Annotated in this window: 20 protein-coding genes; 10 read left to right on the top strand and 10 right to left on the bottom strand. The window is 69.5% G+C overall.

What is annotated here, in order from left to right; genetic code table 11:
* Positions 1-7: 7 nt before the first annotated feature.
* From ACMGEZ_RS01120 to ACMGEZ_RS01130, 3 genes are read right to left on the bottom strand one after another with little or no spacing between them, the layout of a single operon-like run.
* Positions 8-1,462, bottom strand: a complete 1,455-nt coding sequence (locus tag ACMGEZ_RS01120) for an aldehyde dehydrogenase family protein (RefSeq protein ID WP_436820400.1) — start codon at positions 1,460-1,462, stop codon at positions 8-10.
* 25 nt (positions 1,463-1,487) lie between these two features.
* Positions 1,488-2,474: a tripartite tricarboxylate transporter substrate binding protein gene (locus tag ACMGEZ_RS01125; protein ID WP_436820401.1), complete on the bottom strand. Its 987-nt coding sequence runs from the start codon at positions 2,472-2,474 to the stop codon at positions 1,488-1,490.
* A 50-nt stretch (positions 2,475-2,524) separates the two neighbouring features.
* Positions 2,525-3,709, bottom strand: a complete 1,185-nt coding sequence (locus ACMGEZ_RS01130) for a mandelate racemase/muconate lactonizing enzyme family protein (RefSeq protein WP_436820402.1) — start codon at positions 3,707-3,709, stop codon at positions 2,525-2,527.
* A gap of 136 nt (positions 3,710-3,845) precedes the next feature.
* On the opposite strand from ACMGEZ_RS01130, the gene ACMGEZ_RS01135 reads away from it, so the two are divergent.
* Positions 3,846-4,781: a LysR family transcriptional regulator gene (locus tag ACMGEZ_RS01135; RefSeq protein WP_436820403.1), complete on the top strand. Its 936-nt coding sequence runs from the start codon at positions 3,846-3,848 to the stop codon at positions 4,779-4,781.
* 117 nt (positions 4,782-4,898) lie between these two features.
* On the opposite strand, the gene ACMGEZ_RS01140 is transcribed toward ACMGEZ_RS01135, so the two are convergent.
* Complete coding sequence (locus ACMGEZ_RS01140) at positions 4,899-5,705, bottom strand: IclR family transcriptional regulator (protein WP_436820404.1); 807 nt, start codon at positions 5,703-5,705, stop codon at positions 4,899-4,901.
* A 124-nt stretch (positions 5,706-5,829) separates the two neighbouring features.
* Between ACMGEZ_RS01140 and ACMGEZ_RS01145 the strand changes: the two genes are divergently transcribed.
* Genes ACMGEZ_RS01145 through ACMGEZ_RS01160 form a run of 4 tightly spaced genes read left to right on the top strand, consistent with a single transcriptional unit; the run spans position 5,830 to position 9,392 of the window.
* Positions 5,830-6,531, top strand: a complete 702-nt coding sequence (locus tag ACMGEZ_RS01145) for a 3-oxoacid CoA-transferase subunit A (RefSeq protein WP_436820405.1) — start codon at positions 5,830-5,832, stop codon at positions 6,529-6,531.
* Complete coding sequence (locus ACMGEZ_RS01150; RefSeq protein WP_436820406.1) at positions 6,528-7,184, top strand: 3-oxoacid CoA-transferase subunit B; 657 nt, start codon at positions 6,528-6,530, stop codon at positions 7,182-7,184. Before ACMGEZ_RS01145 ends, ACMGEZ_RS01150 begins: the two co-directional genes overlap by 4 nt.
* A gap of 25 nt (positions 7,185-7,209) precedes the next feature.
* Positions 7,210-8,415: a 3-oxoadipyl-CoA thiolase gene (gene pcaF, locus ACMGEZ_RS01155; protein WP_436820407.1), complete on the top strand. Its 1,206-nt coding sequence runs from the start codon at positions 7,210-7,212 to the stop codon at positions 8,413-8,415.
* Entirely contained in the window at positions 8,415-9,392 is a 978-nt protein-coding gene (locus ACMGEZ_RS01160) for a Bug family tripartite tricarboxylate transporter substrate binding protein (protein ID WP_436820408.1), read from the top strand. The genes pcaF and ACMGEZ_RS01160 overlap by 1 nt, the downstream gene beginning before the upstream one ends.
* Positions 9,393-9,440: 48 nt before the next feature.
* On the opposite strand, the gene lhpI is transcribed toward ACMGEZ_RS01160, so the two are convergent.
* A complete protein-coding gene (lhpI, locus tag ACMGEZ_RS01165) occupies positions 9,441-10,373 on the bottom strand; it encodes a bifunctional Delta(1)-pyrroline-2-carboxylate/Delta(1)-piperideine-2-carboxylate reductase (RefSeq protein ID WP_436820409.1) in 933 nt (310 codons plus the stop codon).
* 8 nt (positions 10,374-10,381) lie between these two features.
* Complete coding sequence (gene rtcR / locus ACMGEZ_RS01170; protein ID WP_436820410.1) at positions 10,382-11,983, bottom strand: RNA repair transcriptional activator RtcR; 1,602 nt, start codon at positions 11,981-11,983, stop codon at positions 10,382-10,384.
* A gap of 216 nt (positions 11,984-12,199) precedes the next feature.
* On the opposite strand from rtcR, the gene ACMGEZ_RS01175 reads away from it, so the two are divergent.
* The 5 genes from ACMGEZ_RS01175 to ACMGEZ_RS01195 all read left to right on the top strand — a co-directional run bounded on the left by ACMGEZ_RS01175 (position 12,200) and on the right by ACMGEZ_RS01195 (position 16,243).
* Positions 12,200-13,426: an RtcB family protein gene (locus ACMGEZ_RS01175; protein WP_436820411.1), complete on the top strand. Its 1,227-nt coding sequence runs from the start codon at positions 12,200-12,202 to the stop codon at positions 13,424-13,426.
* Positions 13,427-13,616: 190 nt separating this feature from the next.
* The gene (gene rtcA / locus ACMGEZ_RS01180) at positions 13,617-14,654 is read left to right on the top strand and encodes an RNA 3'-terminal phosphate cyclase (RefSeq protein WP_436820803.1); all 1,038 of its coding nucleotides are present in this window, start codon (positions 13,617-13,619) and stop codon (positions 14,652-14,654) included.
* A 125-nt stretch (positions 14,655-14,779) separates the two neighbouring features.
* Positions 14,780-15,541 (top strand): sulfite exporter TauE/SafE family protein, encoded by a 762-nt coding sequence (locus tag ACMGEZ_RS01185; RefSeq protein WP_436820412.1) that lies wholly within the window; start codon positions 14,780-14,782, stop codon positions 15,539-15,541.
* A 97-nt stretch (positions 15,542-15,638) separates the two neighbouring features.
* Positions 15,639-15,845: a hypothetical protein gene (locus ACMGEZ_RS01190; RefSeq protein WP_436820413.1), complete on the top strand. Its 207-nt coding sequence runs from the start codon at positions 15,639-15,641 to the stop codon at positions 15,843-15,845.
* Between the two features lie 29 nt (positions 15,846-15,874).
* Positions 15,875-16,243, top strand: coding sequence for a hypothetical protein (locus ACMGEZ_RS01195; RefSeq protein ID WP_436820414.1), 369 nt, complete (start codon positions 15,875-15,877; stop codon positions 16,241-16,243).
* A 32-nt stretch (positions 16,244-16,275) separates the two neighbouring features.
* On the opposite strand, the gene ACMGEZ_RS01200 is transcribed toward ACMGEZ_RS01195, so the two are convergent.
* From ACMGEZ_RS01200 to ACMGEZ_RS01215, 4 genes are read right to left on the bottom strand one after another with little or no spacing between them, the layout of a single operon-like run.
* Positions 16,276-16,761: a MarR family winged helix-turn-helix transcriptional regulator gene (locus tag ACMGEZ_RS01200; protein WP_436820415.1), complete on the bottom strand. Its 486-nt coding sequence runs from the start codon at positions 16,759-16,761 to the stop codon at positions 16,276-16,278.
* Positions 16,762-16,808: 47 nt separating this feature from the next.
* Positions 16,809-18,533 carry an acyl-CoA dehydrogenase family protein gene (locus ACMGEZ_RS01205; RefSeq protein ID WP_436820416.1) on the bottom strand — a complete coding sequence of 575 codons (1,725 nt, stop codon included), beginning with the start codon at positions 18,531-18,533 and terminating at the stop codon, positions 16,809-16,811.
* Positions 18,530-20,248, bottom strand: coding sequence for a tannase/feruloyl esterase family alpha/beta hydrolase (locus ACMGEZ_RS01210; protein ID WP_436820417.1), 1,719 nt, complete (start codon positions 20,246-20,248; stop codon positions 18,530-18,532). Before ACMGEZ_RS01210 ends, ACMGEZ_RS01205 begins: the two co-directional genes overlap by 4 nt.
* Positions 20,245-21,234: a tripartite tricarboxylate transporter substrate-binding protein gene (locus tag ACMGEZ_RS01215; protein WP_436820418.1), complete on the bottom strand. Its 990-nt coding sequence runs from the start codon at positions 21,232-21,234 to the stop codon at positions 20,245-20,247. The genes ACMGEZ_RS01210 and ACMGEZ_RS01215 overlap by 4 nt, the downstream gene beginning before the upstream one ends.

Genomic DNA, 21,234 nt, shown 5'->3' on the forward strand with positions numbered 1-21,234 from the left:
GCGCGACTCAGACCGTGCCGACCTGCTGGTAGATGTGCTTGATCTCCTGGAAGTCGATCAGCGCGTCGTAGCCGTGCAGGCGCCCCAGGCCGCTGCGGCGGTAGCCGCCGGTCTCCGCCTCGGCGAAGAGCTTGTTGTGGTCGTTGATCCAGACCGTGCCGTTGCGCAGTGCGCGCGCCACCCGCATGGCGCGCGCGCCGTCGCGTGTCCACACGCTGGCCGACAGGCCGAACTCCGAATGGTTGGCGCGCGCCACGGCCTCGGCTTCTTCCTCGAAGCGCTCGATGACCAGCAGCGGCCCGAAGATCTCTTCCTGCACGAAGAAGGCGCTGGTGTCGCGGTGCACGACCAGCGTGGGCGTGAGGAAGGCGCCGCCCGCGAGCGCGCCGCTGCCGCGGCCGCCGCGCAGCAGCACCTCGTCGGCGGCTGCCATGGCCTCGTCGATGCGCTGGCCGACGCTGCGCGCGGCATCGTCGTCGATCATCGGGCCGATGTGCGCGCCCTCGGCCATGCCAGGGGCGACCTTGAGCGACTGCAGCGCGGCTGTCAGCGCCAGCTTCATCGCGTCGTAGTGCTTCGCGTGCACCAGCACCCGGCGCGCGGCGGTGCACTGCTGGCCGCTGATGATGGTGGCCGCTGCCGCGAGTGCCGGCGCTACGGCCTGCACGTCGGCATCCTCGAAGACCAGGCAGGCCGACTTGCCGCCGAGCTCGAGCGACAGCTTCTTCATCGTCGGCGCGGCCGCGGCCATGATGCGCTGTCCGGTCGCGTTGGAGCCGGTGAAGCTGATGACATCGACCTCGTCCGACTCGACGAGCCGCGCGGCGACCTCGTGGCCGTCTTCGCTCACCAGGTTCACCACCCCGGGCGGCAAGCCGTCTACGGCATGCAGCTCGGCGACCAGTGCCGAGGTGATGAGCGCAGTCTGCGGCGCCGGCTTGACGACGACGGTGCAGCCGGCGGCGAGCGCGGGCGTGAGCGAGCGGATCAGCAGCACCGCAGGCGCGTTCCACGGCACGATGATGCCGGCGACGCCAGCCGGCTCCTTCAGCAGCGTGGAAAAGGCGCCGGGCTCGACCTCGAAGACGTGGCCAGGCATGTAGCGCGCGAGGCCTGCGTAGTAGCGGATCTCCGACACGGCGGCACCGATCTCTCCGCGCGCCTGTGCAATGACCTTGCCGTTCTCCAGCGTGAGCAGGCGTGCCAGTTCTTCCGCACGGGCTTCGAGGCGGTCGGCCCAGCGCAGCATCACCATCTGGCGCAGGCGCGGGTTCTGTGCCCAGCCGGGCTGCTCGAAGGCGCGGCGTGCGGCGGCGATGGCGGCGTCGGCATCGCCGCGGCCGGAGGCCGCATAGCGGCCCAGCGCGACGTTGTCGGCGGGGTTGCGGCGGGTGCCCCACGCGCCGGCCTGCGCGGGCTGCCACTCGCCGTCGATGAGGTTCTTGGCTTGGAGTTCGTTCATGGCTTTGTGGTGTGGGAAACCCGCGTCATTCGGCGGTGATGCGGCCGTCCTGCACGACCTTCTTCCACAGCGCCATCTGCGAATCGATGAAGGCCTGGAACTGCGCGGGCGTGCCGCCGTCGGGCACCACGCCTTGCTGCGCGAACACCTTCTTCACGTCGTCCATCGCAAGGATGGTGTTGAGTTCGAGGTTGAGCTTGTCGATGATCGGCCGCGGCGTGCCGGCCGGCACCACGAAGCCGTGCCATGAGGTCACTTCGTAGCCCGGAACGCCAGCCTCGGCCGCGGTGGGCAGTTCGGGCATCAGCGGCGAGCGCCTGGTGCTCGCGATGGCCAGCGGGCGCACCTTGCCGGACTGGATGAAAGGCAGCGCATGCGGCAGGAGGTCGACCGCGAGGTCGACCTGCCCCCCGGCGAGGTCCGTCAGCAGCGGCGTGCTGCCCTTGTACGGTACCTGCGTCATGCGCGTGCCCGAGACGCTCTCGAACAATGCCATCGCCAGATGGTTGGACGAGCCGGCACCCGACGAGCCGTAGTTGAGTGCGCCGGGCCTGGCCTTGGCCGCGCCGAGCACGTCGGCCAGCGTTCGCAGCGGGCCGGCCGCATGCGCCACGATGAGCATCGGCGAGCGGCCTGCCAGCACCACCGGCGCGAAGGCCTTGGCGCTGTCGTAGGGCAGCGACTTGTAGAGCCACGGGTTGGCCGCGAACGGGAACTGCACCACCAGCAGCGTGTAGCCGTCGGCCGCCGCAGCGGCGGCTGCCTGCGTGCCGATCACCGTGCCGCCACCGGGTTTGTTCTCGACGACCACCGGCTGCTTCCAGGCCGTCGACAGCTTGCTCGCGGCAAGCCGGCCCAGCGTGTCGTTGAAGCCGCCGGCCGGGTAGGGCACGACGATGCGAATCGGCCTGGACGGGTAGCTGTCCTGGGCCTGGGCGAAGCCGCCGCCGCAAACGAGGGCGCCGCCGAAGGCAGCCGCCAGGAGCGCACGGCGGCGCTGGAATGTCTGCATGTCTTGTCTCCTGAAGTTCTTGTGCGCGAACGGTGGCGTGGGGTCGGGCCTCATGCGTAGGCCGGGCCTTCGATGGCCGGATGGGCGCGCACGAAGTCTTCGTCGACTTCGACGCCGATGCCCGGCCGGTCCGACGGCCGCACGCAGCCGTTTGCATCGATCGCGAACGGCGCGGCGACCAGTTCGTCGCGAAACAGGTTGCCGCGCGACACGTCGGCCTCGAAGTAGCCGTTGCCTTCGATGGCGGCCAGCACGTGCAGCGTCGCGGCCATGTTGATGCCCGTCATCGAGGAGTGCGGATGGATCGGCAGCTTGTGGGCCGACGCGAGTGCCGCGATGCGCATCGTCTCGGTGATGCCGCCGGTCTTCGAAAGGTCCGGCTGCAGGATCGACACCACGCGGTCGTCGACCAGCCGGTTGAACTCGAATCGCGTGTAGTGGTTCTCGCCGGCCGCGAAGGGCACGCGGCCGTAGACGCGCGCCTGTTCGTAGCTGCGCCAGTCGTGGGCGGGAAACGGCTCCTCGAGCCAGCCGATGTTCAGCGCGTCGAGCTGCGGCATGGCGCGCCGCGCGTCGCCCAGCGTGTAGGCGGCATTGACGTCGGTCAGGATCTCGATGCCTTCGCCGAAGGCCCTGCGCACCGCGGCGACGCGCGCGACGTCGCGCTCGACCGTGTCGCCCAGACGCAGCTTCAGCGCCTTGTAGCCGGCTTCCACGTGGGCGGCAGCTTCGTCCACCAGCGCCGACGGGTCCTGCCAGCCGAGCGCCACGCCGCCCGCGTAGGCGGGAATCGGCTTGGACGCACCACCCAGCAGCTTGTAGAGCGGCCAGCCGGTGGCCTTGCCCCGGATGTCCCACAACGCCATGTCGATGCCGCTCATCGCGATGGCGCAACCCGCCCCGATTCCGTGGCTCGCCAGCTGGCGTGCGTAGATGCGCTGCCACACACCGCTGACATCGGTGGCGTCCAGGCCCAGCACCATCGGCCTCAGCGCATGGGTGATGAAGTGCGCGATGCTCGAATGCGCGCGGCCGTGGTGCGACTCGCCCCAGCCGACCAGGCCGTCCTCCGTCGTCACCTTGACGACCACGGCGTCGCGCTTGAGCGTGCGGCCGACGCCCAGCTGCACGCTGTGCGCAGAGGGGACCGGAAACGATGTGGCCCAGGCCTCGATCTCGGCAATGGCGAAGCCGGATGTGGCGGACGGCGCGTCCGACGCAAGCGATGGGAGCATGTGGACTTGTCTCCAGGAAGCGGCGCGAAGTGGCTGCCTTGCGAGAAAGTCTAGAAACCGCTCTTCATCAGGTCAATTAATATTAAATGATGCGGGCAATCATTCAAAATGATGCGAAGCACACTGAAGGAGGCTCATGGAATTTCGCCAGATCCAGTATTTCGTCTGCCTGTACGAGGAAGGCTCGGTGACACGCGCGGCCCGCCGCCTCAACATCGTGCAACCCGCGCTCAGCATGCAGATCGCCAAGCTCGAGGAGGAGGTCGGACAGAAGCTTTTCGTGCGCACGCCGCAGGGCATGCAGCCGACCAGCGAAGGCCGCCGCATGTACCGCCTGTTCCTGCCGGTGCTGGGTGATTTCGCTCGCGCGCGCGAGCAGGTCATGCAAACCAGCACCGAACTGACTGGCCAGGTCCGCGTAGGCATGATCGCCACCATCGCCCAGGGTGTGCTGGTCGACGCGCTGCTGGAGTTCTCGGCCCAGCATCCGAAGGTGGAGCTTTCGCTCACCGACGGCTTCAGCGGCACGTTGACGGATGCGGTGTCCGTCGGCCAGCTAGACGCAGCGATCATCAACAAGCCGCGGCGCACATTGGCGCTCAACTCCGAGCCGATCGCCGAAGAGGAACTGCTGCTGGTCACCGGTCCTCGACATGCGCCGTTGTCGGACACCGTGCCGTTTCGCCAACTTGCGCATCTCAAGCTCGTGCTGCCTACACGCCAGCATGGCTTGCGCGGCATCATCGAGAGCTTTGGCCAGGCCGAAGACGTGTTGCTCACCCCGGGTGTCGAGATCGACTCGATCAGCGCCATCCTGAAGCTGGTCCTCGAAAGCGAATTCTGTACCGTGCTGCCTCGCATCGCGGTGCGCAAGCAGCTCGAGCACGCTGCACTGCGCGGGCATGCGGTGGTATCGCCGCGCCTGACCCGCCAGCTCGTGTGCGTGACGCACCCGCGACGGCCTTTGACGCCCGCAGCGGCCGCGTTCATCGTGACCATGGTGCGGCATGTGCAGGGACTCGAGAATGATCCGGCGCCGTCTCCTTTGCCAGACCTGCCGCAGCACGGATGAACGCAGACGTTGCTGCCCGGCATGCTCGGCGCGCCGCACAGCGTTTTGGAGCGCGCGCGCCTTGGTCGGCTGGGCCGGCTGGCAGCCGGGTGGTGATGCTTCGCCTCGCCCAACGCCCTAGAGCAGCCGCGAGATCTCCTGCGCCGCGCTCATCAGTGCCGGCAGCATCGTCTCCTGCATCACCTTCGGGCTCGTGCGGTTGGCCTGCCCGCTGATGTTGAGTGCCGCCACCATGCGTCCGCCGCGGTCGACGATGGGCGCGGCGATCGAGACCAGGCCTTCCTCCAGCTCCTGGTTCACCAGGCACCAGCGCTGGCGCCGCGCCTGCTGCACCTTGGCGACGAGCGCGTCGATGTCGGTCACGGTGTGGCGCGTGAGCGGGGCAATGCTCGAGGCCTCGAGGCGCGCGCGCAGCGCCTCGTCGTCCAGGTCGGCCAGCAGCAGCCGGCCCATGGAGGTGCACCACGCCGGCAGGCGCGAGCCGATGCCCAGGCTGATGCGCATGATCTTGTGCGTGGGCACGCGCAGCACGTAGACGATGTCGGTGTCGTCGAGCACCGCCGCGGAGCACGACTCCTGCACCTGTTGCACGAGCGTCTCCATCACCGGCTCTGCGCGGTTCCAGATCGGCATGGACGACAGGTAGGCGAAGCCGAGGTCGAGGATGCGCGGCGTCAGCGCGAACAGCTTGCCGTCGGATTGCACATAGCCCAGGGTCTGCAGCGTGAGCAGGATGCGCCGCGCGCCCGCGCGGGTGAGGCCGGTGGCGGCCGCGACCTCGCTGAGCGTCTGGCGCGGCGCACGCTCGCTGAAGGAACGGATGACCTGCAGCCCGCGCGCGAAGGACTGCACGTAGCTGTCTCCGGGCGCGGGAGCAGCGGGCTTCTTCTGGGTTGCCGTGTGGGTTGCAGTGCGGGTTGCCATGTGGAGTGATCTTCTCTAGAATTCATTATACGAACACATGTTCGGTATGCGAACAACTGCAACATTGTGCTCCACGCCTGAAGCCGAGGCCTTCGGCTTTTCCCCTACCCCGGAGACAGATTCAATGATCAACAAGATCGCTCGCTCGATCGCCGATGCCATGGCGGGCATCCCCGATGGCGCCACGGTCCTCATCGGTGGCTTCGGCACCGCCGGCATCCCCAACGAGCTCATCGACGGCCTGATCGAGCAGGGCGCCAAGGAACTCACCGTCGTCAACAACAACGCCGGCAACGGCGACACCGGCCTGGCCGCGCTGCTCAAGGCCGGGCGGGTGCGCAAGATCATCTGCAGCTTCCCGCGCCAGGCCGACAGCTACGTGTTCGACGAGCTCTACCGCTGCGGCAAGCTGGAGCTGGAACTGGTGCCGCAAGGCAACCTGGCCGAGCGCATCCGCGCCGCCGGAGCCGGCGTCGGTGCCTTCTTCTGCCCCACGGGCTATGGCACCGAGCTGGCCGGCGAGCGCGAGACACGCATGATCGACGGCAAGCAGTACGTGCTGGAGTACCCGATCCGCGGCGACGTGGCGCTGATCAAGGCCGAACGAGGCGACCGCTGGGGCAACCTGGTCTACCGCAAGGCGGCGCGCAACTTCGGTCCGGTGATGGCGATGGCGTCGGAGCGCACCATTGCCACCGTGCACGAGATCGTGGAGCTCGGAGAGATGGATCCCGAGGCCATCGTCACCCCGGGCATCTTCGTCAGCAGCATCGTCAAGATCGACCGCGTCGCCACCCAGGCGGGCGGCTTCAAGAAGGCAGCATGAGCATGAGCACCAGCAACTACCAGCGCCGCACCAAGGACCAGCTCGCCGCGCGGGTCGCGCAGGACATCTTCGACGGCGCCGTCGTCAACCTCGGCATCGGCCAGCCCACGCTGGTGGCCAACCACCTGCCGGCCGGCCGCGAGGTCATCCTGCACAGCGAGAACGGCATCCTGGGTATGGGCCCCGCGCCGTTGCCGGGCGAGGAGGACTACGACCTCATCAACGCCGGCAAGCAGCCCGTCACGCTGCTTCCGGGCGGCGCGTACTTCCACCATGCCGACAGCTTCGCGATGATGCGCGGCGGCCACCTGGACATCTGCGTGCTGGGCGCCTTCCAGGTCTCCGCCACCGGCGACCTGGCCAACTGGAGCACCGGCGAGGCGGGCGCGATCCCTGCCGTCGGCGGGGCCATGGACCTGGCCATCGGCGCCAGGCAGACCTGGGTCATGATGGACTTGCTCACCAAGAAGGGCGAGAGCAAGATCGTCGCGCAGTGCACCTATCCGCTGACCGGCATCGGCTGCGTGAAGCGCGTGTATTCCGACCTCGCCACCCTCGAATGCACGCCCGCGGGCCTGAAGCTCATCGACAAGGTCGAGGGCCTCGAACATGCCGAGCTCGAGAAGCTGGTCGGCCTGCCGATCGCCGCCTGACAACCCGTTCAACCAGAGACACACCATGACGAACCAAGCCTTCATCTGCGACGCCGTTCGCACCCCCTTCGGCCGCTACGGCGGCTCCCTGTCCAGCGTGCGCACCGACGATTTGGGCGCCGTGCCGCTCAAGGCACTGATGGAACGCAACAAGGAAGTCGACTGGCAGGCCGTGACCGACGTGCTGTACGGCTGCGCCAACCAGGCCGGCGAGGACAACCGCAACGTGGCGCGCATGTCGGCGCTGCTGGCGGGCCTGCCGCTGGAGCTGGGCGGCGCCACCATCAACCGGCTGTGCGGCTCGGGCCTCGATGCCGTGGGCAGCGCGGCGCGCGCCATCAAGGCCGGCGAGGCCGGGCTGATGATCGCGGGCGGCGTCGAGAGCATGAGCCGCGCGCCCTTCGTGATGCCCAAGGCCGAGAGCGCCTTCAGCCGCAGCAATGCGGTGTACGACACCACCATCGGCTGGCGCTTCGTCAACAAGCTGATGAAGGCGCAGTACGGCGTCGACTCCATGCCCGAGACGGCGGAGAACGTGGCGACCGACCACAAGATCGAGCGCGAGGCCCAGGACCGCATGGCGCTGGCCTCGCAGCAGCGCGCGGTGGCGGCGCAGAAGTCGGGCTTCTTCGACGCCGAGATCGTGCCGGTGCTCGTGCCGCAGAAGAAGGGCGACCCGGTCGCCGTGGACAAGGACGAGCATCCGCGCGACACCAGCATGGAAGCGCTCGCCAAGCTCAAGGGCGTGGTGCGCCCCGACGGCACCGTGACGGCCGGCAATGCCAGCGGCGTGAACGACGGCGCCTGCGCGCTGCTGCTGGCCGACGAGGCGAGCGCGGCCAGGTACGGCCTGACGCCTCGCGCCCGCGTGGTGGGCATGGCCACTGCCGGCGTGCCGCCGCGCGTGATGGGCATCGGCCCGGCGCCCGCCACCGAGAAGGTGCTGAAGCTCACCGGCCTGAAGCTCGACCAGATCGACGTGATCGAACTCAACGAGGCCTTCGCCGCGCAGGGCCTGGCGGTGCTGCGCCTGCTCGGCCTCAAGGACGACGACGCGCGCGTCAACATCAACGGCGGCGCGATCGCGCTGGGCCATCCGCTGGGCGCCAGCGGCGCGCGGCTGGCGACCACCGCGGTCAACCAGCTGCACAAGGGCGGCGGCCGCTATGCGCTGTGCACCATGTGCATCGGCGTCGGCCAGGGCATCGCGGTCATCCTCGAGCGGGTCTGATGACGCTCGCTCGACGCGCACTGCTGCTGGGGGCGCTGGCGGCATCGGGGTTGCCTGCGCGCGCGCAGTCCTCCGACGCCCGGCCGATCCGGATCGTGGTGCCCTTCGCGGCGGGTGGAGGCAACGACGTGTTCGCGCGCCAGATGGCCAAGAGCCTCGGCGAGCTGCGCAAGCAGGCCGTGATCGTCGAGAACAAGCCCGGCGCGGGCGGCAATCTCGGCAGCGAACAGGTGGTGCGCAGTGCGCCGGACGGCAGCACGCTGCTGCTGGGCCATACGGGCACCGTGGCCATCAACCCGGCGCTCTACAAGGGGCTGCGCTTCGACGCCCGCAAGGACCTGGTGCCGGTGGCGATGTTCGCCTCCTCGGCGCTGGTGCTGGTGGTACCCGCCGGCTCGAAGATCCGGACCGTGGCCGAGCTGGTGGCGGAAGCCCGGTCGAACCCCGGCAAGCTGGACTACGCGTCGAGCGGCAGCGGCACCGGCGGCCACCTGACCGGGGAGCTCTTCGAGCAGCGCACCGGCACGAAGCTCAACCACATCCCCTACAAGGGAACCAACCCGGCGCTCACCGACCTGGCGGGTGGCCAGGTGCAGCTGATGTTCAGCGTGATCCCGCCGGCGCTGGCGCTGGTCAAGGGCGGCCGCTTGCGCGCGATCGCCGTGACCGGCGAGAAGCGCCTGCCTTCGCTCCCCGAGGTGCCCACGATCGCCGAATCGGGTGTTCGCGCCCTCGCGGACTTCGAGAGCACGCTGACCTACGGCGTCCTCGCGCCGCGAGGCACGCCCGACGCCTTCGTGAAGGAGCTCGCGGCACAGATGCTGCAGGTCGCGGCCAGCGCGGAGTTCCAGTCGCGGCTCGACGTCGAGGGCGCAGTGCCGCTCCTGGGCGGGCCGGCCGAGTACGCGGCGCTGATCGCTAAGGAAGGCGCCAAGTGGGCCGAAATCGTCAAGGTCTCGGGCGCCACGGTCGAATGAGCCCTGGCGTTCCCGATTCGCGAGACGCGAGACCCCCTCGACCGAGCGCTAGCGCAGCGGCTCCCACACCAGGGTGGCGGCCGCGAGGTCTTCCAGCGCGCTGCCGACGGCCTTGAAGACCGTCCGCTCGGCGTCGTTCGCACGCCCGGGGTGCCTGGCCTTGCACAGGTCGGCCAGCGTGGCCTGCACCGCGTCGCGCGACAGTGTGCCGGCCGCGATCGCATCGAGCAGGTCGCCGGCCTTGAGCATGGCCTCCTCGGTATCGATGAAAGTCCGCGCACCGGCAAAGCAGGCCGGGTCGGCCTCGCGCATCTGCGGTGTGAAGCTGCCGATCAGGTCCAGGTGCGAACCCGGTGCGAGCCATTCGCCCTTGACCAGGGGCGAGGTCGCCAGGGTCGCGCAGCTCACGATGTCCGCGCTGCGCACGGCGGCTTCCAGGTCGGTCGCGGCCTGCGCATTCCAGCCTTCGCTGCGCCATTGGGCTGCCAAGGCCTGTGCGCCCTCGGGGCGGTGATTCCACACGTGGATCTCGTCGATGGCGCGCACGGCCGAATGCGCGGCCGGCAGCAGGCGTGCGACGCGGCCGGTGCCCAGCACCAGCAGCCGCCGCGCATCCGTGCGCGCGAGAAAGGAGGCGCCCAGCGCAGAGGCCGCTGCCGTCCGGTGAGCGGTGATCTCGTTGCCGTCCATCATCGCCAGCGGCACGCCGGTGTGTGCGTCGTAGAGCACGTAGGTGGCGTGCAGCCCGGGCAGCCCGCGGGCGCCGTTGCCGGGAAAGATGTTGATGGTCTTGATGCCGAGGTAGCCCGCCTCGCTCCAGGCCGGCATGATCAGCACCGTGCCGCGGTCGGCGCCGGCCTCGACGGCATGCACGTGGCGCGGCGGGACCGTGGCCTCGCCCGCGAAGGCCGCGCGCAGTGCGGGAATCAGGCGAGCGAAATCCAGGGCGGACCGGGTGCTGTCGGCGTTGAAATGCTTCATGGCGGGCGTCAAGGGGGTGACAACTGGCTCCATTGGAGCCCGTACTTGGCCAGGTACTTGCGCAGGCGGTCGGCGTCGTTGACCACCGAGCGCTGCGCGCGCGAGGCCTGGAACAGCTGGCGGCCGGCGTCCGAGAGCGTGCGCGCGCCGCGGCAAACGCGCAGCACCGCCTCGAGCTGCAGGCGTTCGAAGAGGTCCAGCTCGGCCTCGCGTTCGGGGCCGAGCAGCGCGCCGAGGTCGGCCGTCTGCGGCCCGCCGGCGGGCGTGCCGCGCTTCCAGAGCCAGCGCAGCCGCGCGATCTCGGCATCGACCAGCGCGGTCGTGATGCGGCCGCCGTCGGCCAGCGTCGCCAACCGCGTCACGCTGGCCGAGAGGTCGCGGAAGTTGCCGCTCCAGTGCGCCTCGGGGCTGCGCGCGAAGCGCAGGTAGGCGGCGCGCGCCTCGGCGTTGAAGCGCGCCACGCGGTGGTTCTCGGCCGCGTGCAGGGCCAGCAGGTGGTCGATGTTGGGCTCGATGTCCTCGGGGCGCTGGGCGAGGCCGGGCAGGTCGTAGGTCCAGAGGTTGATGCGCGCGAAGAGGTCGTCGCGAAAGCGCCCCTCGGCCACGTCGCTGCGCAGGTCGCGGTTGGTGCCGGCGATGAGCTGGAAGTCGCTGGCCACCTCCTTGTCGGCGCCCACTGGGAAGAAGCGCTTCTCCTCGATGGCCTTGAGCAGCATGGCCTGTTCGTCGAGGCCGAGTTCGCCGATTTCGTCGAGGAACAGCACGCCCTGGTGGGCGGTGCGCAGCAGGCCCGCGCGGTCGCCGGCGGCGCCGGTGAACGCGCCCTTCTTGTGGCCGAAGAGCGTGGATGCCGCGCCGTCGCCGCGCAGCGTGGCGCAGTTGACCTCGACGAAGGGGCCCGTGGCCTGGTGGCGCGACTGCTTGAGCTCGAACATGCGACGCGCCAGGAAGGACTTGCCCGCGCCCGTGGGGCCGGCGAGCAGGATCGGCGCGCGCGAGCGCACGGCCACGCGCTCGATCTCGTCGATGAGCGCATTGAAGCGCGCATTGCGCGTGGCGATGCCGCTCTTCAGGAAGGCGACGGCGTCGCGCTGCTCGGCGTCGAAGCGGCGCGCCATCGCGTCATAGCGAGAGAGGTCGAGGTCGATCAGCACGTACTTGCCGGGGTCGCCCTCGCGCTGCCGCTTGGGCGGCGAAGTCTGGACCAGCACGCCGGGGATCACGCGCGACTCCGCCAGCAGGAACAAGCAGATCTGCGCGACGTGGGTACCGGTGGTGATGTGCGCCCAGTACTGCTCGCGCTCGGTGTCGAAGGGGTAGGCGCGGGCCCAGTCGTACAGGCCGGTGTAGACCTCGCCGAAATCCCACGGGTCCTCGATCTCGAGCGGCACGAGCCGGACCGTGGTCTCGGGCGAGACGGCGGTGATGTCGGCCTGGACCCGCTCGGCCAGCGCCTGGTGCCGCGGCGTGTAGAGCAGCTCCATGCGCGCGACCGCCATCTCCTCGTGCTGCGCGAGCGAGACGGTGGGGCGCCACTTCTCCCAGCGGCCAGCGCCCAGGCCGGCGTCGAGCTGCGTGCCGAGGAAGCCGATGACGACGATGGATTTCATCTGGATAAATAGCTAGCCAATATTCTAGTGAACGAGGACCGGTGCGCAGAGCGCCTCGGTCCGGCCAGCCAAAAAGACCTTTGCCATCAAGGACTTGATCGGGTCTGAACCCTGTCGTGCCGACTTGGCACACTCTTCGCAAACAGGACGGCAAGCGCCGTTGTGGCGTGAGTCGGGGAGGGTGCAATCGGCACCCTCCCGAACGCAGGAAAAGTCATGCAAGAAAAGAACTACGAAGTGCATCCCGTCGCGAACGGCGTGCCCGTGAAGATGTGGACCCGCGGCGTGCCGGTCGAGGACGAGGCACAGCGACAGCTCGAGAACGCCGCGCGCCTGCCCATCGTTTTCAAGCACATCGCAGCCATGCCGGACGTGCACTACGGCATCGGCGCAACCGTGGGTTCGGTGATCCCGACCTTCAAGGCCATCATCCCGGCCGCGGTGGGCGTGGACATCGGCTGCGGAATGATGGCGTGCAAGACCACGCTGCACGCCAACGACCTGCCCGACAACCTGGGCCCGCTGCGCTCGGCGATCGAGAAGGCCGTGCCGCACGGCAGCAACCCGAAGCGCAAGGGCCGCGACAAGGGTTCTTGGGAAACCCCACCCGACGAGACCGATGCCGCCTGGGCCCAGCTGGTCGATGAGTTCGAGGCGATCTGCGAGGACTACCCGCGCCTGAAGAACACCAACAACCACAAGCACCTGGGAACGCTGGGCACGGGCAACCATTTCATCGAGGTCTGCCTCGACGAAGCGGGTTCGGTGTGGTTCATGCTGCATTCGGGCTCGCGCGGCGTGGGCAATGCGATCGGCACCCACTTCATCGAGCTAGCGAAAAAGGATGCCGAGCAGCACCAGCGCAATCTGCCCGACCAGGACCTGGCCTACTTCGAGGAAGGGGCCCGGTACTTCGGCGACTACGTGCGCGCCGTGGGCTGGGCGCAGAAGTTCGCGCGTGCCAACCGCGAGGTGATGATGCAGCGCGTGGTCGCGGCCGCACGCAAGGTGATCGGCAAGGCCTTCGAGGCACACGTGGAAGCGGTGAACTGCCACCACAACTACGTGCAGCGCGAGACGCACTTCGGCCAGGAGGTGCTCGTGACCCGCAAGGGCGCGGTGAGCGCGAAAGCCGGCGAGCTGGGGATCATCCCCGGGAGCATGGGCGCCAAGAGCTACATCGTGCGCGGCAAGGGCAACCCCGAGAGCTTCATGAGCTGCAGCCACGGCGCTGGCCGCAAGATGAGCCGCACCAAGGCGAAGAAGCTCTACACCGTGGCCGACCAGATCGCCGCTACGCAGGGCGTCGAATGCCGCAAGGACGCGGAAGTGATCGACGAGATCCCGATGGCCTACAAGGACATCGACGCGGTGATGGAGGCGCAGAAGGACCTGGTGGAGGTGGTGTACACGCTCAAGCAGGTGGTGTGTGTGAAGGGATAGGACAGGGCCAGGAGCCCACGGCCATATCGACAGCACGGCGGTGCGCTGCCGGGCCTGCCGTCATGCGCTTCGCGAACAGCGGGAACGTGCCGCGGCCTATGCTGCCGCCAAGGCCCTGGGCAGGCAGGCGACCTGATCTGCATTCGAACGACAAGAAGATGAAGACAGAAGAATGAAGACAGAAGAAAAGATGATCGAACTCGACGGCTCGCAAGGCGAAGGCGGCGGCCAGATCCTGCGCACAGGTCTGGCGCTGGCCATGGCGACCGGCCAGGCCCTGGCCATCGACAACATCCGTGCGCGCCGGCCCAAGCCGGGCCTGATGCGCCAGCATCTGGCCTGCGTGCATGCGGCGGCCGAGGTCAGCGGCGCACGGGTGCAAGGCGCGGAGCTGGGCTCGCAGTCCCTGCGCTTCCTGCCCGGCCCGGTGCGCGCAGGCGACTACCGCTTCGCCGTGGCCAGCGCGGGCAGCTGCATGCTGGTGCTGCAGACAGTGCTGCCCGCGCTGTTGCTGGCCGATGGGCCGAGCCGCATCGCGCTCGCCGGCGGCACGCACAACCCCATGGCGCCGCCCTTTCACTTCCTGGAGCGCGCCTATGCGCCGCTGGTGCGCCGCATGGGAGCCGATCTGCGGCTGACGCTGCATCGCTGCGGCTTCTACCCGGCCGGTGGCGGCGCGGTAGACGCGATGCTGGTGCCGGCGGCCGGCGGGCCGAAGCCCTTCGACCTGCGGGCACGCGGCGCGCTGCAGCACGCGTATGCCGAGTGCCTCGCGCCCGGCCTGCCGCGGCATGTCGCAGCGCGCGAACTCGACGCGCTCGGCAGCGCGATGGGCTGGTCCGGCGAGCAACTGCGCAGCGGCGGCACGCGGCAGAACGAGGGACCGGGCAATGCGCTCATGGCGACGCTCGCCTACGAGCATGTGACGGAGGTCTTCACGAGTTTCGGCGAGAAGGCGCTGTCGGCCGAGCAGGTGGCGCACCGGCTCGTGAAGGAAGTGCGCGCCTTCCAGAAGAGCGAAGCGGCGCTCGGGCCGCACCTGGCGGACCAGCTGGCGCTGCTGCTGGCGCTGGCGACGTGGCAGAGTGGGCAGGCCGCCGTGTTCAGCTGCAGCGAGCTGACGGAACACACGCGCACCAACTGCGCGGTCATCGAGCGCTCCCTGCCGGTGCGCTTCGTGATCGAAGCGGGCGCCCGCGCGGCGACGGTTCAGGTGGCGCCGGCCTGAACGCTGCGCCGGCGGCTCCGCGTTTCGCACACCTCGCCGCGGCTCCGGAGCGGGCAACACGACGTCGCTTCCTGCTACGCTCGGTTGCCCGCTGCTGGCAGCGGGCGTGTCTTTTCCGCATCCCCATGGCTCTCCCCATCATCAGCGACTGGCATTTCTATGCAGTCGCGGTCCCCGCCGTGCTCATGCTCGGCGTCAGCAAGAGCGGCTTCGGCGCCGGCTTCGGTTCGCTGGCAGTGCCCGTGCTGGCCCTGGCGGTCACCGTGCCGCAGGCGGCGGCAATCCTGATGCCGGTGCTGCTCCTGATGGACTTGCTGGGCATCGCCGCTTTCCGGCGCGACTTCGATCGCTCGCTGCTGTATTTCCTGATCCCCTTCGGCCTGGTGGGTACGCTGGTCGGCACGGCGCTGTTCCGGGTGCTGCCCGCGCACACGGTGGCGGGCATCGTCGGCGTCTTCACCTTGCTGTTCCTGGCGCAGCGGCTGCTCTTTCCGCCTCGCCCGGATGCACCGCCGCCGTCGAAAGCCGCCGGCGCCGTCCTGACCGCCATCGGCGGCTTCACCAGCTTCATTGCGCATGCGGGCGGCCCGCCGGTGAATGCCTACGTGATTCCACTGCGCCTCACGCCGGTGGCCTACACCGCGACGCTGGCCTACTTCTTCTTCGTGGTGAACCTGAGCAAGTGGATTCCCTACGCATGGCTCGGCCTGCTCGACTGGCGCAACATGGCGACCTCGCTGGTGCTGCTGCCGATCGCGCCGTTGGGCGTGTGGCTCGGGATCAGGATTGCGCGCCGCATCGACGCGGTCTGGTTCTATCGCTTTGTGTACCTTGGTATGCTTTTGACCGGAATCAAGCTGAGCTGGGATGGATTTCTGGCAGCGTGACAGGCATCTGACATAAGCCTGATCGGCCATGTAATGCAAAGCTCTACGATTGCCGCGCCATCGTCGTGTGTGCAAAATTTCACGCATGTCCGATTCGATGACGACGCCCGCAAAGCTCGAGGATTCCGAGCTGCAGAGCCTGGCTGCCGAGTGGCGCATCCGCGCCATGCAGGGAGACCAGCTGGCGCACCGCATGGCGCAGGCCCTCGAGGCCGAGCAGCGCCGCCGAATTCGCGACTCCGGCCTGCAGCCGCTGCCTCCGGCGCGTTCCTCCGCGTCGGCGCCCTGGTGGAAGTTCTGGTGAGACAGCCGCACGATTTTTCCTGACCGCCGATGGACTTCGCGATTCCGCTCGCCCTCGTCAGCCTTTTCCTGGCAACCCTGCTTTCCAACATGCTCGACCGCCGGCGCGAGAAGGCGCTGGCGGTCGACCCGATCACCCGCGAGGCGCGCGAGCTGCTGCTGCGCGAACGCGCAGCGCCGGTGCCGCTGTGCCCGACGCTCGGCCCCGAGCACTGGGCCCGCCTGGAGGCGACGCAGCCCTCATGGCGGCGGGAGGGGTTCGAGGCCGCTCGCACGCGCTACTTCGAGGCGCGCAGGGCCTTTTCCCGCCACGAGATCGACGGCGAGCTCTACTACCCGAACCCAAGCCTGGTGGCCGGTGCGGCGCACCAGGTGCTGATGCTGACCGAGCGCTTCTGAGGCTCCCGTGGCTGGCTCGCGGCGGGGCCCGTTCATTGATAGATCTTCTGCAGCAGTCGTATCAGCGTCTCGCGCTCGCGCGTGGTGAGCTTGGCGCTGGCTTCTGCTTCCAGCTCGACCACCGTGCGTTCGGCCTCGCGCACCAGGGAATCGCCGGCCGGGGTCAGGTACAGGCCGATGGCGCGGCCGTCGTAGGGATGCGGCCGGCGTTCGATGAGGCCACGGCTGTCCATGGCGGAGATCAGGCTCACCAGGTTGGGCGGCAGGATGTCGAGCGTGGCGCAGAGCTGCCGCGAGGTGGCGCCGGGGTTGTGCGCAAGCAGCGAGAGCACGGAGAAGTCCACCTGCTTCAGCCCGAAGACGGCCATGCGTTCCGCGAACACCGTGCTCACTGCCAGCCAGGCGCGTCGCGCGTTGTAGCCCACCAGGGCTTCGAGCACGCGGGTGTCGAGCCGGTCCGGGCGCGACGGCTGGGTGGACACTGCGGGGATGGCGGCTTTCTTGCGCGTGACAGGCATGGGCCGAGGGTAACTGCCTTTGCGCAGCAGGCGTAGGGGCTCGCCCCCTAGGTGGCGCCCGGCGACATGACGGCTTCGCAGGCGCGCTTGACCATGCCGAGCCGCATCTCGAACTCCGGCAGCACGAAGCGGCGGAAGGCGAGCGCGGGCGCCGTCCAGCGCGGTGCCTCCGGCGCGGCATGCGCGATGCGCGCCCAGGCCCAGGCCAGCAGGGACAGCGCCACCACCCGCAGGTAGTCGTCGGCCACCTGATGAGGCAGGGCCGGGTCGCGCTGGGCTGCCAGGGCGATGGTGGTGCCGAGGTAGCGCAGCTGCGCGAAGCGGCGCTGCACCTCGGCGTCGACCTCGCGCGCGGCATCGAGCTCGTCGCGCAGCTCGATCAGCAGGCTCGCCATGCCGGCGCCGCCGTCGGGCAGGAGCTTGCGCACCACCAGGTCGATGGCCTGGATCTCGTTGGTGCCCTCGTAGATCATGGTGACGCGGGCGTCGCGCAGCACCTGTTCGATGCCCCATTCGCGCACATAGCCGTGGCCGCCGAAGACCTGCAGGCAGGCGCTCGCGCCTTCGAAGGCCTGTTGCGTGCAGGCCGCCTTCAGCACCGGCGTGATCAGCGCGCACCAGCGCTCGGCGCGCTCTCGGGGCGCGGGGTCGGCGTCGTGGCGCGCGATGTCCAGCTGCAGCGCGCTGCGGTAGGCCAGCAGGCGCGCGCCGTCGATCCAGGCACGCTGGGTGTCGAGGATGCGGCGGACGGCCGGATGCTCGACGATCAGGTCGGCGGCCTCGGCGCCGCGGCTGGCCGGCGCCGGGCCGGGCGCGCGCATCTGGCGCCGCTCCCGGGCATAGGCGTCGGCCTTCTGCCAGGCGGCATCGAGCAGGCCGATGCCCTGCAGCGCCACGTGCAGGCGTGCCGCATTCATCATCACGAACATCGCTGCGAGGCCGCGGTTCGGCTCGCCGACCAGCCAGCCGGTGGCCTCGTCGAAGCGCATCGCGCAGGTGGGGCTGCCGTGCAGGCCCATCTTCTCCTCGATGCGCTCGCAGTGCACCGGATTGCGCCCGCCATCCGGCAGCAGCTTGGGCACCAGGGCCAGCGACAGGCCCTTGGGCCCCGCCGGCGCATCGGGCAGCCGGCACAGCACCAGGTGCACGATGTTCGGCGTCAGGTCGTGGTCGCCGCCGGAGATGAAGATCTTGCTGCCGTTCAGCCGCAGGCTGCCGTCGGGCTGCGGCTGCGCCCGAGTGCGCACCTGGCCCAGGTCGCTGCCGGCATGGGCTTCGGTCAGGCACATGGTGGCCAGCCATTCGCCGCTGGCAATCTTCGGCAGGTAGGCGTGCTGCAGCTCGGCGCTGCCGTGATGCCGGATGCATTCGTAGGCGCCATGCAGCAGGCCGGGCGCCATCGTGAGGCCATGGTTGGCCGCGCTCAGCCATTCGAAGAGGATGGCCTCGAGCACGGCCGGCAGTCCTTGCCCGCCGTCCTCGGATGCCGCGGACAGCGCGAGCCAGCCGCCGTCGACCAGGCCCCGGTAGGCCTCGCGGAAGCCGGGGGGCGTGAGCACCTGGCCCTCGACCAGGCGGCAGCCCGTTTCGTCGCCGATCCGGTTCAGCGGCGCGACCACCTCGGCCACGAACTTGCCGGCCTCCTCGAGCACCTGCGCCTGGAGGGCGTCATCGAACTCGGCGAAAGGCTCGAGCGCGCGCAGGCGCGGCGTGGCGCCGAGCACGGCGTCGAGCAGGAAGCGCTGATCGTCGGGACGGGGCTGGTAGTTCATCGGCAGGCGAAGCTGGAAGCGCTTTCAGGATCGCCGCCGGTGTAGACCGCGACACGGGGATAGGGGCACAGCGGACGGGTACGGCGGGGCGACCAGTCGGCCGGCACCTCGGCGTTGGGCACACCGGCGCCCGGGCCGCGCGCGCTGGCGGTTACGGACTGTGGCGCCCGGCCCTGCTCGACCCAGTCCACCAGCGTGCTCAGCATGTCGAACTGGTCGGTGGCCGGTCCCCCTGCGCAATGGTTCATGCCGGGCACCGGGAAGTAGCGCGCAAAGGATGAAGCATCGCCGCCGTGGTTCGCCTGCAGCCCTTCATACCAGTTGGCCGTGTCGTCGGAGGAGAAGACCGGATCGCTGGTGCCGTGATAGACGATCATCCTGGCGCCGCGCGCACGCAGTGTGTCCAGCTTCGTGGCGAGCGGCGGGGCCATGAAGGCCATGGACGACTCGCGATAGATGCCCGACGTCGCTTCGATCAGCGGCGCATCGCGATCCATCTCGAAGCCCAGCGCGAAGGGTAGGCCGCCCGGCCGCTCGGTCAGCGGCGGCGTTGCGAAGATGAAGGCCACCGCGCCGGCGTCGCGTGTCGCCGGGCTGGCGAATTTCCAGTCGCGCCAGTTGGCCCCCGCGATGCCGGTGTCGAAGGGAAAGCTGCTGTAGATGGCCCGGCCTGCGCTGTTGCGCGCACCGGCGAAGACGTTGGCGAGCGCAGTCTTCTGCGCCGATGCAAGGCAACTGCCGTCGCGCGCGCCACTGCAGGTGGGCACGTCGGTGTCGAGCCGGAATCGCGCCTGGCAGGCCTTCACGTCGGAGACGATCCCGTCCGCCAGCCCATCGATCGCATCGCAGCGCGCAAGCACGCGGCGCGCCACCAGCTGCAGCTCCGCCGACGTGAAGGCGCTCTGGAGATCCGGCTGGCCCGTGGGCGTGGTGGCGCTCGCGACCCTGGCGTACTGCTGCGCGCCGTAGAGCTGTGCGACCGCTGCCTTCGGCAACTGGAAGCCGGGGTTGCCGGCCAGGATGCCGTCGTACTGCGCCGCCGAACGGGCAGCCGCCACCATCGCATGCCGGCCGCCGTTGGAGCAGCCGCCGATGTAGGAGCGGTCCGGGCCGCGGCCGTAGGCCTGCGCGATCAGGTGCTTGGCCATGGGCGTGAGCTGGGCGACCGCGTTGTAGCCGTAGTCCTGCCGCGCCTGCGGGTCGAGGCCGAAGCGCGGCCCCATCGAGCCCGCGTGGCCGGCATCCGAGCTGATGACGGCAAAGCCCATCTGCAGGGCGGTGCTCGCAGGGCCGCCACCACCGATGCCGCCCATCGCCGGTACCACCACGCCGTCCAGCCCGCCATTTGCCTGGTAGAAGAAGCGCCCGTTCCACGCCCGCGGCAGACGCATCTCGAAGCCGATGGCGTACCGCTGGCCATCGACGGTACTGACGCGCTCGTTCATGCGGCCCTGCACCAGGCAATGTGCCGGCGCGGGGACGCTGGCATTGCCGACGGGGACGGGACCGGCGGCGACTTCGACCGCGCTGGTGTAGACCGTGCCCGGCCGCGCGGCCTTGGATGCGAGGTCGGCGCAGGACAGCAGTGGACCGGGCTGTGCCGCCGAGAGCTGCGGCGTCGGCGCGCCGGGGCCTGCGGCAGTGCAGGCCGCCAGCGCCGAGGCCAGGCTCAGAATGCCCAGGCGCAGCCCGCCCTTGCGCGGCCCCGCGCTCATGATTCCGCCGTGAAGCCGATCTGCTTGACGAGTGGTCCCCAGCGCTCGTACTCCGCCTTCTGGTCGGCCGCCATCTCCTGCGGGGTGCTGCCGTTCGCCACCAGGCCGACCAGGGCGAGGGCATCGATCACCGACTTGTCCTTCAGCGCCGCGGTGATCGCGGCATTGGCAGCGGCGATGACGGCGGGCGGCGTCCTGGCGGGGGCGTAGAAGCCGAACCACTCTTCGGAGGTCACGTCCGGGTAGCCCAGTTCGGTGAAGGTGGGCACATCGGGCAGGTAGGGCGAGCGCTTGCGGCCGGAGGTGGCCAGCACGCGCACGCGGCCCGCCTTCATGTACTGCAGGTAGTCGCCGCTCGGGTTCATGGCGGCAGCGATCTGGCCGCCCACCAGGTCGGTGATGCTGGGCACGGTGCCGCGGTAGGGCACGTGCTTGAGTTCCACGCCCGCGCGCAGGCCGAGCAGCGCGCCCAGCAGGTGCGGCATCGAGCCTGCCCCCGGCGAGCCGTAGCTGGCCTGCGCGGGGTTGGCCTTGGCCCAGGCGAGGAAGTCCTTCAGCGTCTTCACCTCGGCCGGGACAGAAGGCCCCACCGCCAGGCCGTGGAACATGATGGCGCCGATCGACACCTGGGTGACATCCTCGGGCTTGTAGGCGAGCTTGGGATAGATGTAGGGATAGACCGCGAGCGCTGAGACGGGGGCCAGCGCGAGGACCGAGCCATCGGCCGGCGAGTTCTTCAGCGTCTCCACGGCGATGCGGCCGCCCGCGCCGGGCTTGTTCTCCACGAAGCCCGGGTTCTTGCTGTAGGCAGTGCCGCCCAGCTTCTCGGCCACTCGGCGGGCCACGCTGTCGCCGGCGCTGCCGGGCGGGAACCCGTACATGATCTTGACCTGGTCCAGCGCCTGGGCCAGTGCCGAGAGGGGCGACAGGCTGCCGAGCACGGCAGCGCTGCCCAGGGCGTGCAGGAAATGGCGACGGTGTTGCAT

Origin of the sequence: Variovorax stachyos, assembly GCF_051400855.1 — a bacterium.
Classification (GTDB): Bacteria; Pseudomonadota; Gammaproteobacteria; order Burkholderiales; family Burkholderiaceae_C; genus Variovorax.